Origin of the sequence: Sulfuricaulis sp. (genome assembly GCF_040901545.1) — a bacterium.
Classification (GTDB): Bacteria; Pseudomonadota; Gammaproteobacteria; order Acidiferrobacterales; family Sulfurifustaceae; genus Sulfuricaulis.
The window spans coordinates 1-12,710 of sequence record NZ_JBBDYL010000062.1; the positions used below are offsets into that span (position 1 = coordinate 1).

12 protein-coding genes are annotated in these 12,710 nt (G+C 57.2%); 7 read left to right on the top strand and 5 right to left on the bottom strand.

Going from position 1 to position 12,710, the window contains the following annotated elements; genetic code table 11:
- The 3 genes from WD823_RS12835 to WD823_RS12845 all read left to right on the top strand — a co-directional run.
- The coding region (locus WD823_RS12835) for a hypothetical protein (protein ID WP_368429895.1) at positions 1–253 on the top strand (253 nt) is incomplete at its 5' end.
- Positions 254–309: 56 nt separating this feature from the next.
- Positions 310–543, top strand: coding sequence for a hypothetical protein (locus tag WD823_RS12840; protein WP_368429896.1), 234 nt, complete (start codon positions 310–312; stop codon positions 541–543).
- Positions 544–765: 222 nt separating this feature from the next.
- Positions 766–3,492, top strand: a complete 2,727-nt coding sequence (locus WD823_RS12845) for an ATP-dependent helicase (RefSeq protein WP_368429897.1) — start codon at positions 766–768, stop codon at positions 3,490–3,492.
- A 47-nt stretch (positions 3,493–3,539) separates the two neighbouring features.
- Here WD823_RS12845 and WD823_RS12850 read toward each other — a convergent pair whose 3' ends face one another.
- Genes WD823_RS12850 through WD823_RS12865 form a run of 4 tightly spaced genes read right to left on the bottom strand, consistent with a single transcriptional unit; the run spans position 3,540 to position 7,125 of the window.
- Positions 3,540–4,313, bottom strand: coding sequence for a hypothetical protein (locus tag WD823_RS12850; RefSeq protein WP_368429898.1), 774 nt, complete (start codon positions 4,311–4,313; stop codon positions 3,540–3,542).
- Entirely contained in the window at positions 4,306–5,079 is a 774-nt protein-coding gene (locus tag WD823_RS12855; protein WP_368429899.1) for a hypothetical protein, read from the bottom strand. Before WD823_RS12855 ends, WD823_RS12850 begins: the two co-directional genes overlap by 8 nt.
- A gap of 10 nt (positions 5,080–5,089) precedes the next feature.
- The gene (locus WD823_RS12860; RefSeq protein WP_368429900.1) at positions 5,090–6,898 is read right to left on the bottom strand and encodes a hypothetical protein; all 1,809 of its coding nucleotides are present in this window, start codon (positions 6,896–6,898) and stop codon (positions 5,090–5,092) included.
- Positions 6,899–6,927: 29 nt separating this feature from the next.
- Positions 6,928–7,125, bottom strand: coding sequence for a hypothetical protein (locus tag WD823_RS12865; RefSeq protein ID WP_368429901.1), 198 nt, complete (start codon positions 7,123–7,125; stop codon positions 6,928–6,930).
- 252 nt (positions 7,126–7,377) lie between these two features.
- Here WD823_RS12865 and dcm point away from each other — a divergent pair, with 252 nt between their 5' ends.
- The 4 genes from dcm to WD823_RS12885 all read left to right on the top strand — a co-directional run bounded on the left by dcm (position 7,378) and on the right by WD823_RS12885 (position 12,085).
- Positions 7,378–8,643, top strand: a complete 1,266-nt coding sequence (dcm, locus tag WD823_RS12870; RefSeq protein ID WP_368429902.1) for a DNA (cytosine-5-)-methyltransferase — start codon at positions 7,378–7,380, stop codon at positions 8,641–8,643.
- A 39-nt stretch (positions 8,644–8,682) separates the two neighbouring features.
- The gene (locus WD823_RS12875; protein ID WP_368429903.1) at positions 8,683–9,114 is read left to right on the top strand and encodes a very short patch repair endonuclease; all 432 of its coding nucleotides are present in this window, start codon (positions 8,683–8,685) and stop codon (positions 9,112–9,114) included.
- Positions 9,115–9,179: 65 nt separating this feature from the next.
- Positions 9,180–10,325, top strand: coding sequence for an MvaI/BcnI family restriction endonuclease (locus tag WD823_RS12880; protein WP_368429904.1), 1,146 nt, complete (start codon positions 9,180–9,182; stop codon positions 10,323–10,325).
- Positions 10,326–10,411: 86 nt separating this feature from the next.
- On the top strand, positions 10,412–12,085 hold the full coding sequence (locus tag WD823_RS12885; RefSeq protein ID WP_368429905.1) for a DUF262 domain-containing protein: 1,674 nt from the start codon (positions 10,412–10,414) through the stop codon (positions 12,083–12,085).
- A gap of 24 nt (positions 12,086–12,109) precedes the next feature.
- Here WD823_RS12885 and WD823_RS12890 read toward each other — a convergent pair whose 3' ends face one another.
- On the bottom strand, positions 12,110–12,319 hold the full coding sequence (locus WD823_RS12890) for a hypothetical protein (protein ID WP_368429906.1): 210 nt from the start codon (positions 12,317–12,319) through the stop codon (positions 12,110–12,112).
- Positions 12,320–12,710 lie beyond the last annotated feature (391 nt).

Sequence of the window (12,710 nt, forward strand, 5' to 3'; positions counted from 1 at the left end):
TGTGGTGAGGGAGAGGGTTGGGGGGAGGAGGGTGGGGGTGGTGAGGTTGGATTGCCAGCCGTTCGCCGAGGGTTGGGGGCTGCAAAACGTGTTGGGGATGGCGAATGCTCCGGTTGAGAAGGCGCTACGGGCGTTCGCGAGCGATCTCGCTGAGAGATATAACGAGGTGATGGCGGGGTTGCCGCATGAGAGTGAGGGGTGGAGTTTGAAGTTTGGGGAGGAGCTGGTGGGGATGGAGGCGGATCCAAGGTGAGTGACTTGCGTTCGCCGGGATAAGGGCCTCGCGCTGCTGTTCCCGCCGCGTTCCATATGTATCCACTTGCTGCGGACGTGATTGCCAAGCGCGACCCGGTACTGCTCGATGAACTTCTCCGCGATGGAGTGCAGCTCCAGCTCGAGGGGTGCGCCGGTGTCGTCGCCGCGCTCGATCGCCAGCTCCATCAACGTGATGAGCAGGGCGAACTTGTACGTCGCGACGAACTCGCCTTCGTCGAAAATCCGCTGCATCTGCTGCAGGAAATCGAGCTGGCCCCTGTCGCCTAAATCGGGGACCCACGCTTTGCCTTGCACGCCCCGGCTGATGGACAGGTGAATAAGCCGCAGGCGATGTAAGACACGTGTTTCTTGGGAAGAGCCATTACTGAGGAAAGCTCTCCTAATAGTGGCAATATTCGATGCTCGGGGATGGCGCAATTGCCTCCGGGGAGTGCCCGAAGTGCGGGACGCAGGGACGGCCAAGAATTCCTGCTGGACTACGAGGGGCAAATGGCGGGACTGACCAAGCCACAGCTAAGAGCCATCGATAGCATGCGGTCGCACAACGTGCAGATCATTGCGTGCGCGGGATCGGGCAAGACAGAAGTCATTTCGCGAGGCATTGCGGAAATTGTCCGCAGGGGCGCTGCTCCGTCAACGATCGTAGCCTTCACGTTCACCGAAAAAGCTGCCGAGGAGCTCAAGGCCCGCATCCGTTACATCCTGAAGGAGATGGTACCCGGCACCTCCGGCCTAGGCGACATGTATGCCGGGACCATTCACTCGTACTGCTTCGAAGCGTTAAAGGAACTGCGTCCCGAATATCGGTCCTACGACGTGCTCGACGAGGCGGCGAGGGTCGCCTATCTGTCGAAGCCGTTTAACTACTACAACCGGCTGAATCTAGTCGGGCTTGAGAAAGCCTACGGACTGACGAAATTCGTTACGGTCACCCGGTTCATCGGCGCGGTCGAAGTGTTCCTGAACGAGGGGATCAGTGCCTCGAGGCTTACGAAGATTGATCCACGGATGGCGGAGGCAATCGACGCCTACCGCGCCGCTCTGGCCGAGGACAGATATCTTGATTTCTCGACAATGATCCACGAGCTGGTGACGCTGCTCGAAACGGACAGGACTGCGCGCAGGGATTTCCAGGCGAAAGTTCGCTATGTGGTCGTGGACGAGTACCAGGACGTGAACGGCCTGCAGGAACGCTTGATCAGGGCGATGGCCGGGCGGGATACCCGCGTTACGGTCGTTGGCGATGATGACCAGAGCATCTACGGCTGGCGCGGCGCAGTCGTTGATTACATCAAGAATTTTCCGAAAGCGTTTCCAAACGTCAAGACCGTGACGCTTCAGGACAACTTCCGCAGCACAGCTGGAATCGTGTCGCTTGCGAACGGCTACATCGCGCACAACCGGAGCCGGTTGGTAAAAAAGATGATTGCGAGGGGCCGGATGGGTCATCAGGGGACTGACATCCAGTACAGCCATTTCGAAACCGAGGACGATCAGGCGCGGTTCATCACCAGGCGTATCCGCGAGCTCGTCGGGAGCGATTTCACGGGGAAGGACGGAAAGCAGTTCGCGCTCGGCCTTGGCGACGTCGGGATACTGGTGCGGAGCAACGCCGACGTTGAACGGCTTCTTCCGTTCCTTGTTCAAGCAGGGATCGACTATGTGGTTGACAGTGGCGAGTCGGTTTTCGACCAGGTGATCGTGCTCGGGGTGCTCGACATATTCGACTGGGTATTTGGACTTCCCACTCAACCGCTGGACACCATGGTCGGGCTCTATCTCTCAAATCTGCGGGACGGAACACGGACTGTGCCGGCTAAGGCCGAGATCCTGCGGCGGATCAGGGCGATGAAAAGAAGGCTCGATGCCATTGCTAGGAAAGGGAATCGGGACTACCTGCCTGACCTTGGGCTCCAGGGTTTGTTCCACGAGCTGCTGGGCGAACTTGGCATTCCGCAGACGGTCCTCACCGATGCCGAGCACTTCTATCTCGCGTCGCTGAGCCTCGCCGTGTCTGACTATGAAAAGGTCTGGCAGCGGCTTCGGCATTCTGAATACAAGTATTTCCGCGGGTTCGTCACTGCGTGGGCCCAGTATTCGTACGCCGTACCTGGAACGCAGATCGGTGGCATTACGGGCCGCGTGAAGGTGATGACCATTCACAAGGCGAAAGGCCTTGAGTTTCCGGTCGTATTCATCCCGTACTTGAACAGGAAAAGAAAGCCGAATCCCAGGGCTTCGTTCATTCCGGCAAAGCTGTTCAACTCGGCACGGTACGACGGTACTGAAGAGGATGACCGCCGCGTCTACTACGTTGCCGTGACACGGTCGCAGAAGTACCTGTTTCTTTCCGGGATGGAGCAGGACAATACGGTCCAAAAACCGCGCGAGCCTGCTGTCATGGTCGCAGAGCTAGACCCGAAGCTGCTGTCCGCACCCAAGGTACTGCGGCCGCCCAGGTCCGGGCTTGCCGAACGAAAGCCGGACCACGCGTTCGCGACCACGTTTTCGGAGCTGACGGCGTACGGGCGCTGCGGCTACGACTACAAGCTGAGGTACTTCTTCGGCTACAACGCCGGCGTTCCCGCCGCCTTCGGATATGGGACCCAGATCCACAACATTCTGAACCTCATCCACACGCGATACAGGGACAAAACGCTGAGCGACAGGCACGTAAAGAAGCTGGTCGACAAGCATTTCTATCTCCGCTATGCGCCAGGCGCAATGAGCAAGAACGCAAAGAAGGCAGCTGTCAGGGTGGTCCAGAACTACGTGCGAAATCACTCACACGAGTTTCCGACCATCCTCGAAACGGAGAAAAGTTTCGAGGCGGCGATCGGCGACACGCTGATCGACGGGCAGATTGACCTGATCAAGCGGCTGGATGCGAACGGCAGGGTACAGGAGGTTGAGGTCGTCGATTTCAAATCGGACAACGCGCTGTTGTACAAACCCGACAGCCAGCACCAGGTGCGGCTCTACGTGGCCGCGTCACGCGACGCGCTCAACCTCGATCCGAAGAAGGCGACGATCCAGGATCTCGAGACCGGGAAGAAGGAAGATGTGCAGATCGGACCGCCAGAGATGCAGGAAACGCTGAAGGTGCTGGGCGGCCGCATCGACGGAATTCGGGCCGGGAAATTCGTACCGGTTAAATCAAAGCAGGTCTGCCCGGAGTGCGACTACCGGCGCATCTGCCCGCACGCGGTGAAATAACAGGTCGTCCGGGGCATCCAGATCGGCAGGAAACAGCGGTACCGCCGCTAGACTGCCGGTGCCGCGGCGGGTTTTTCGCCCCAGCGCTCGAACTCCTTGGGAAGCAGGCCGACAACTTCGTCAGGTGAACAGGCCGCCAGGTCGTAGGTGAGTTCAAGCTGCTGGACGAGGAGTGCAAGCCTGCGCGGCGAGCCCGGGCCGGATCCTCCCGAACCTCTTTTCGGCCGGCCCTTAGTTTCGTCGAAATACATGCGGTACGCGCCGGCTACGATCGCCGGATTCCCGAGGATCTTCTGGCGCGCGGCAAGCTGCTCAATGATCTCGCCTCGTCTGCTCAAGGGGCTGCTTCCGGGGGTACTTGCTGGGATCAGCAGCACCCGGCTTCTGTCCCCGTGTTGGCATACCGCGAGCCAAGGGGTGCGCACGAGGTGCCGGTAGTATTCCTCGAACTTGAACTTCCGGTCGAGGATATACGCTTCATCGGCGAGGACAGCGCGGTTCCCGGCACTGTCGGCGGGGCAGAGCTCCTCGAAGTAGTACAGGGCGAGCCAGCTCCAGAGACGGTAGTCCATTGAGATCGACGCCACGCCGGAGGACGAAAACCGGTCCTTCAGGTACACGCCGAATTCATACCGGTCGGTGAACGGTTTACGTGCCGGCGCACGCTCAATCGACGTCGGCGGATTGAATGGTTCGGATGTGCCGGCGTCCGTGAGGAGCCAGCCCGGAGCGGTAGAGGGACTCCCGCTCCGAAGCGACGCAAGATATTCGCGGAATTTCTCGATGCCGGCATCGTTGAACACGCGTACGGTGTCAGTCATGGCCGACTCCTGCTGACGGCGCGGGCGGGACCGACGCCTTGGTTGCGAATTTCATGCGGTTTATGAATTTCTGGACCACGTTCTCTATGCGGTCGTCCAGGTCCTCCTGCTCCAGTCCTTCGGGGATCTCCTCGCCTAGGAGCCCGGACGCAAACTTCCGCCAGTCCTGTACCCAGACGAGTTCATCGTCAGCGTCCTCGGCCATAGCGGCCCTGATTACCTCCGCCATCGCGTGGGGGATGATGGTCCCCTGAAGGAGCGGGTCGGATTTGAGGCGGTCCGCGAGAAACGGAATGCGGTTGTTGATCACCAGCTCGGGGCGGTCCGCGCTTTCCATGTCCACCTGCCATACGGCTTCCCCGAGGTCGCGCAGGCGCAGGGGCAGGATAGCCTTCTGGTCGTCCTGCTCGTCGCTGTCGTCAATCGGGTGAATGCGATTTGCGGCGGCGAGGATCTTGCCGACCTCGCCGGCCTCGTCAACGACCATTACCCGGAACAGCAGCGCGCCGCCAGAGTCGATCTCGGTCAGGCGCGTATCGGCGGGTGCGCTAAGCGCACCGACAGTCCCGAAGCTGACGCGCATGGATGAGCTCTTGATGTACGGTTCCACGTAGACGCGTCCGTTCGCGTCCAGACCGAGCTCGGTGAGCTTCGCTAGGTTCACCGTAAATGTGCGCGCGCCGCCAAGGGCGCCGTCTTTGAGCCGGATTGCAATCTTGTCGAGGGGAATGTTCTTCCGGCCGGTCGAATTTATGCGTCGTTTCATGTCCGGCTCCTCAGTCCGTTGCCCGCACGAGGAGATCGCGGCGCGGGTCGAAGCCTTTTACTTCCACGCTAAAGTCGGGATCCGTCGCTTCGATGACAAGTTCGTTCGGACTTATGGCCGAATACGTGGCGCCCGAGCAGTCGTACTGCAGGTCGGTCTTCATCATGTCGAAGTCGTACGGGCTGTGTTTCTTGAACGGATTGCCGCGCAGAATGTCGTATGCCGCCCGCACCCGGATCTGCATAGGAAACGACACAGCCGGGGTGGGCGCGCCCTTCACCGCAAAGCCGCCGACGCGTGACGCGATGCTGTAGGGCTTGGGCTTGCTCTGTATGGGCGGCACGATCGGCGGCCTGATAACGTCGTGCTTTACCGGTTTCTTCTGGCCGGCTTCCTTGACCGACAGTAGGTGAATGAGGGCGTCGTTTTCCAGGCGTTCAATTGCCCTCGCAAGCACGGCGTGCAGGCCGTTCAGGCTGCGCCTGATTTCCTGCAGGCGTGGAGCAGGGTTGCGCCAGCGTTCTGTGAGCTTGCCCGCGGTCCCGGTCCAGCGTGTATGCGCCGGATTTTCGGCATCGCCGAGAAAGGAGGTGATGGGCTTGTCCTGCGCGACCAGCGCACCGAAGACCTGCCCGGCAAAGAACGACTGGCTCTCTCCCGGGATGGTCAGGCCGCCCCTTACCGCCAGCGCCCGGCCGGCAACCCCCTCGTCCGCTAGGCGGAGGAATAGATCTAGGTGCGTCGCCTCCACCGGCCCGCTCTTGGGCCGAAGCGAGATGGGGGCACGCACGTGCACAAGCTTTTTCCCGCTGTAGGCGTCGCGCAGCTCCTTTAGCGTCTCCTCGTCGAGGGCCGTTTCCATGTTCTTGGTCCAGGTGGAACTCAGCGTGACCTTCGGCGGTGTTTTCCTTGCCGCGTCAATTTCGCGTATGAACCGGACCAGTTGTCCGTCGGCGAGTTCGGGCCCTCCGTACTTGCGCGCGAGTTCGTCAAATGTGCCTGCGGTGATCGTTTCCGACCCTACCGTCACTTCCAGCTGGCCGGTAAGGATCGGGAAGAAATAGTTCTTCACCACGAACGGGATGAATGCGCTTTCCGTGAACCCGTCGCGGATGAAGGGAACTGCGATCGAGAGGCCGGATTCCTTTGTCCGTGAAATGCCGGACGCGCGCCGGAATGCCTCCACCTGCGTCGGGTCTCTGACGGGCAGCGGAATTCCGCCCGGGCCGGTCTCGGCGAAGAAACCGTGCGGTACGAAATCCTTGGACCCGATCCTGTGGATGTTGAGGACCGCCTGTCCCATGAGCGTCGGCGCGCCCGACGTGTCGTCAACGGCTACCGAGATGCCGAAGAAGGAGCCGATCTGCGACGAACTCGAATAGACGAGCTTTCCGAGTCCCCAGCGGCCGCCCTTGGTGCCGCCCTTGTGCGAACGGCCGACACGGCGCCAGAAATCCGAAAAATTTCCGTCGTCCTTTTTGTCCCATGCGCCGGTAAGGCCGCTCGTTCCGAAGTCCTCGATCACCAGGATGCGTGGCCGGGACAGGTCAATGCCGGTCAGATCGATGCCGCAGGCCTCGAGGTGGGGACGCAGCGGTTCGAACATTTCCTTCCAGTACGCCTGAAACTCAGGCGCGGTTTCGCTGATCGCGATGCGGGTGCGGACGACGTTGCCGGCTTCACTTGCGTCCATCGAGTTCTGGTGCGGCTCGCGCATAAGCGTCTCCGCGAGCCCGACCTCGTCCGTGTTGAACTGGTCGCGCTGCGTCATCTCCTGCTCGACCTCGTCGGGTCCGATTTCGCGGAAAAACACTTTCATTGCATCCACCTAGTGGCTTGGCCCATACCTTAGAGCGTGAATTCGGTTTCTCCGCCTGAGCCGCCGCCGGCGAACTTGGCACGGATGCTGTCCAGCTCGCGCTGCAGCGCACGGATGATTTTTCTTGAATCCTCTTCGCCGTACTCGTACGCGGAGCGGTTGGACAGATTGCCTATCAGCCGGATGTCGTTGATCGCCCGGTTGACCCGTTTGGTCGCCAACTCCACGAATTTGGCACGCTTGTTTCTCATATGTATAAGACACATTAGTAATTTGTAGTAATTATACGTCATGTATTCCTGTGTACGTCGAATACTCCTGTCCTGCTTCAGATTCCTTGGGGTGATTGACTAGGCAGCAAGCACCGATAGCAGGTCGTTTTACTGGCTGATTGGCACGCTTCGAGGCGCCATCAGCACAGTCACTTGACTGGGAACCGAAGGTGTCATAATGTCCGCAAAAATTCCCAGCGGACTCCAATGACTCGCCTTGATACGCAATCTACCGAGGTGTGGCCTTATCTTCAGGCGGCGCGGAAACTCCATACGCAGGCTGCAATTGCCAAACACTTGGACGTCGATATACGGACCGTCCGGCGATGGGAATTGCGACAGTCCCAACCCCCTGGGTACTTGGTCCACGCTCTTCAGCGCCTATTGCCGCTGGAAGCTCCGACCACTCCGAATGCTGCATTCAGATTTATCGACCTGTTTGCCGGAATCGGAGGCATTCGCCTCGCGTTTGAAGAAATTGGTGGGCAATGTGTCTTTACGAGCGAATGGGATCCCTACGCACAGAAGACCTACGCAGCAAACTTTCCAAGTGACCACGGCATTTCTGGAGATATTACGCAGGTCAACGAGATGGATATCCCGGACCACGACGTTTTGCTTGCGGGGTTTCCCTGCCAGCCGTTCTCGATTGCTGGGGTGTCGAAGAAGAACGCGCTAGGACGTTTGCACGGCTTTGCCGACGAGACTCAGGGGACGTTGTTTTTCGATGTTGCACGGATTATTGCTCGGAAGGAGCCTCGTGCTTTTCTCTTGGAAAACGTCAAGAATCTTCAATCGCACGACCATGGACGTACTTTCGAAGTAATCAAGAACGTGCTTGAACGCGAGCTTGGATACACCGTGCGTTGCAAAGTAATCGATGGAGCTCATTTTGTTCCGCAACACCGGGAGCGTATCCTCATTGCAGGTTTCAAGGATTCCGTGGCTTTTGATTGGGACATTCTCGATCTTCCTGAGAAAAATGTGCGGCGCCTGAAGGATATTCTTCATCGAACTGATGGCTCGGAGCCCGTCCTCGGCCATGATGGAGACAAGTATTTCGATCATATAAAGGGTCGCGTTGATCCCAAATACACGCTGACTGACCATCTCTGGGCCTATCTCCAGACGTACGCAGCGAAGCACAAGGCGAAGGGCAACGGCTTTGGCTTCGGACTGGTTGGCCCCAATGACGTCACGCGAACCCTCTCGGCCAGGTACCACAAAGACGGGTCTGAAATTCTCATTAAACAGGTTGGCCGCAAGAATCCTCGCCGTCTGACTCCCCGCGAGTGCGCGCGTCTGATGGGTTTGTCGGATACATTCAAGATTCCGGTGTCTGACACGCGGGCTTACCGCCAGTTCGGTAACTCGGTAGTGGTGCCTGTGATTCGCGAGGCCGCGCGGGTGATGCGGCCATTTATCTGCGAGCCGCACTATCAGCAGCCCGAATTTCCGGGCCTCGTCCGCTGATACGAGGCCATCGGCTCCGGCGTATCATCGCGCCGACCGATGGCCGACATTGTAGACAGGAAGACGCGCAGCCGGATGATGTCCGGCATTCGAGGAGCAAATACCGCCCCGGAGATTGCCGTCAGGAGGTTCCTTCATTCGAAGGGCTATCGATACCGCCTGCACACCTCGGATGTGCCTGGAAGACCAGACATAGTGCTACGAAAGCTGGGATCCGTTGTTTTTATTCACGGATGCTTCTGGCATAGGCACGCGGGATGCAGGTTTGCCTATACGCCCAAGTCCAATATCGCGTTTTGGAAAAAGAAATTCTCCTCGAACGTGGCTAGAGACCGGGTAGTTCGCAGACAGCTTAGGCGTGACGGTTGGCGCGCTCACCTAATTTGGGGATGTCAGGTGAACGATCGAGGTTTGAAGAAGTTATTGAATGATCTGCGCAAAAAGGCTCCAAACCGTACGAACAGCTCATGAACACACTTCTCAAATTCGCGACCGAACTTGTCCACGGAAGCGGAAGAACCCTTCGGTCTGGGGAAGTGTTCGCGAAGGTGCTGTCCCCGAATGATGATTCCGGTCGACATGGAGTACTTGTCCCGAATGATGTGTACTCGTTTTTCCCGGATCTGGAGATCCCCGACCCGAAGCAGAATGTCACGGCGGAGTTTTCTGCCTATGACGTGCTGTCGGCAAGAGAAACGACTGTCGCTTACAAGTATTACCAGCGCTATCCAGAGCGCCGCATCACTCGTCTTCATGGATTGATCAACGACCGGGCAAACGAGCCCCGGCTTATTGTATTTCTGCGTGCGCACCACACTGACGGAACGGCCGCGTACTACTTTGATTGTGTTAATTCGGCACCGGACGGTCGTTTCGCTGAGCTCTTCGAGCTTGCTTTCGGGATTGAAGCGTCGCCGGAGCCTGGAGTATTCGTTGTACGTCCGATCGATTCGGAAGCCTTTTCCACGGACAAGAATCTGTCGGAATTGCTTGAGGAGTTTGACAAGGTAAATGCACTTGGATGGGTGGAATCGCAACGCGAAGGAGACACTGGTATCGGGTACACCTTTGAAACGCATCTCGGCATCAAGGAGAACAACGACAAGCGGGCTGACTTCAAGGGAATCGAAATAAAGTGCAAGGGTATCAAGGAGGGCGAAGCATTCGCGTCAGGAAAGATAAATCTATTCCAGCATGGTCCCGTCTGGCTTGGGAAGCAGTCGGCCAAAGACCGTATACGCATCCTTGGCAAGCTGGGGTTAGACGGACTTTATGTTTGCCATTCGCAGGTAAAGACAATCCCGAACAATCGTGGACTAGTGCTGGATATTGTTGAGGTCGATCGGAAGATCGATCTACTCAAACATGCCGACGCGCTTGGCTATTGGACCTTTGGCACGCTCGAGAAACGACTAAAGGAGAAGCATTCGAGAGCAGTAATGGTCAAGGCTGAAATCCGGAAGAAAAAATCCAGGAGCGTTTTCCACTATAGAGAACTGACGTATCTTGAGCGACCGAGCATCGAGCGATTCGTTGCGCTTGTGGAAAATAGAAATATCGTTTTCGAGTTTCTGATGTCGGAAAAGGCAAATGGGAGGATCAGAAACCACGGATACCCGTGGCGCTTGGTCCGCGAGGAGTTCCTCGATCAGCTTTTCTCTTTTCAGATCAAGTTAAGATAGCAATCGCTACGCAATCAGCTCTGGCAATCGGGCGGGCGCAGGGGCATGGTTTAGTCGGCGCCTGATCGACATAAAAGAGGAAGTCTATGAATCTTCCAGAACCAGTTCCCATGAACTATTCGACACTCCTGTCGGATATCGAAAAGGGACTCGTAAAGATCCCGCAGTTTCAACGAGAGTTCGTGTGGAGCCGAGACAAGGTCGCTGGGCTCCTTGACAGCATTGTCAAGGGCTATCCAATTGGCACTTTTATCTTGTGGAAGACAAAAGAGGAGCTTCGCTCGATCAGAAATCTAGGGAACGCAAAGCTGCCATCGACCCCCAAGGGGGACTTTACGAACTACGTACTCGACGGCCAACAACGTCTCACGAGTCTCTTCGCTGGATTAAAAGGGTTAAAGATCGAGCGCGAAGGTCACGAGGAGAACTACGCGGAAATATTCATTGACCTTACTGCGACCGATTTCGACCAGATTGTAATCGCCGACGTAGACGAGCACCCGAAAGGCACCTACATCAAACTCACCGACCTGATTGACGGCGGGGCCAAGCTCTATAAAAACTTCCCGGAGAAATTCCACGAGCGCCTGGATGAGTTACGCGACAGGGTCCGGGCCTATACCTTTTCTGCGGTGCTGGTTCGAGAAACGCCGATCGAAATAGCCACGGAAATATTCACGCGCCTTAACGTTGGCGGCAAGCCGCTCTCGGTTTTCGAAATCATGGTGGCGAAAACGTTTGACGCGGGGAAGACCTTCGATCTAGCGGAACGGTACAAGAAGCTTGTTGGCGAGTTAGCTGAAGTGGACTACGAGACCATTTCTGCGGAAACCATACTTCAAACCCTGTCATGCATTCTTGTCGGCGAATGCCAGAAGAAGCACATTCTCGGCTTGAAAAAGGGAGATGTGGTCGCCGGCTGGGATCAGGTTGTAGACGCCATTAGAAGTGCGGTTGACTATTTCCGCACGAGTCTGCATGTGCCCGTTTCGAAGATTCTTCCCTACAACGCGCTAGTTGTGCCATTTGCTTATTTCTTTTTTCATTTCGATAAGAAGCCTGTCGGAAAGAGGCAGCAGTATCTTCAGGATTTCTTCTGGCGGGCAGCGCTGGGCGCCAGGTATTCGTTCGCGCTGGAAAGTAAGCTTGCCCAGGACATCAAGCGAATGGAACGGATCGTCAAAGAGAAATTGCCGGACTATGACTATACGATCGACATCAGCCCGAAATTCATTTTGGAAAACGGCTACTTCACCACTTCGCGTAGCTACGTCAAGGCCATCCTGTGCCTGTACGCAAGTCGGCGACCCAGATCCTTCAGCAATGACGCGGCCGTGACCCTCAACAATGACTGGCTCAAGCAGGGGAACAGCAAGAACTATCACCATTTCTTTCCCAAAGCGTACATGGAGAAAAGCAATCCGGATGTGTCATGGGATCTGGTGAACAACGTCGTGAATATCACGATCGTTGACGACTACCTCAACAAACGGGAGATCCGCGCACAGCCCCCGTCAAAGTACATGCACAAGTTCGCCGGGGAGAACAAGAAGCTGGAGGAAACGATGCGCACGCATCTCATCAAATTGGACCAGTACGGAATCTGGGAAGACAGTTTTCAGCGCTTCATAAAGAAGAGAGCGGGGTGGATAAGCAGGGAGTTGCAAAAGCGCATGATTTCGCGTGCAGAAGACGGCAAGCAGGCGTTGAATTTCGAAGACCTCGATCCGGCGGAGGTGGAAACGGCTGGTACTTCTTAGCAGGACGGGTCTACAGAATTTTGGTCAGGTCTTCCTCCAAACCGTCTTCCACATTTCTCTGGTGTTCTTTTCCGCCGCCGCCCCGCATTCACGCGCAGCCTGCTTGGCTTCAACTTCTACGAAGGCGTGGTAAGAGCCGCGGGTCGATCTGAAAACGATGTAGTTGCGGCCGTCGTTGCCGACGAATGACTTCACATCCAGATTGAACCCGCGTCGCTTGAGCTTCGTAGCCATTTTGAATTCTCCCTAGGGCATGCGGCGAGGCTTGCCAGCACTGCCAATGTGATAAACGAAAGGTGGCGCCTCGCGGTCGCAAATGGCGCGAATCTCTCCAATCGCGCTAGCGAGAATGGCGGCCATTTCGTCAAGCGTAACATTCCCGCCGGTGAACACGAATGCACGCACACGCGCCGCTTGCAACGCTAGGCGGAGAGGCCTCGGGCGTCTGCGGGTGGCACGCGAAAGTCTTCCAAAATTCCCTGAATGAAATCAATCGCCCGGTTCCGGGACGCCTCCATCGTTCCCAACCTCGTCGACTAGATCCGCATCCCCCCTAATCTCCGCACTTCCCATGGCGCACTTCGTCCCCGTCCTTTCGAGCGCAGTAGGCAGGATGACCTCCGGC

Excerpts from the sequence above, each read along its gene's own strand:
- WD823_RS12840 (WP_368429896.1), top strand. The coding sequence starts at position 310 with ATGTATCCACTTGCTGCGGACGTGATTGCCAAGCGCGACCCGGTACTG.
- WD823_RS12845 (WP_368429897.1), top strand. The coding sequence starts at position 766 with ATGGCGGGACTGACCAAGCCACAGCTAAGAGCCATCGATAGCATGCGG.
- WD823_RS12850 (WP_368429898.1), bottom strand. The coding sequence starts at position 4,313 with ATGACTGACACCGTACGCGTGTTCAACGATGCCGGCATCGAGAAATTC.
- WD823_RS12855 (WP_368429899.1), bottom strand. The coding sequence starts at position 5,079 with ATGAAACGACGCATAAATTCGACCGGCCGGAAGAACATTCCCCTCGAC.
- WD823_RS12860 (WP_368429900.1), bottom strand. The coding sequence starts at position 6,898 with ATGAAAGTGTTTTTCCGCGAAATCGGACCCGACGAGGTCGAGCAGGAG.
- dcm (WP_368429902.1), top strand. The coding sequence starts at position 7,378 with ATGACTCGCCTTGATACGCAATCTACCGAGGTGTGGCCTTATCTTCAG.
- WD823_RS12875 (WP_368429903.1), top strand. The coding sequence starts at position 8,683 with ATGGCCGACATTGTAGACAGGAAGACGCGCAGCCGGATGATGTCCGGC.
- WD823_RS12885 (WP_368429905.1), top strand. The coding sequence starts at position 10,412 with ATGAATCTTCCAGAACCAGTTCCCATGAACTATTCGACACTCCTGTCG.
- WD823_RS12890 (WP_368429906.1), bottom strand. The coding sequence starts at position 12,319 with ATGGCTACGAAGCTCAAGCGACGCGGGTTCAATCTGGATGTGAAGTCA.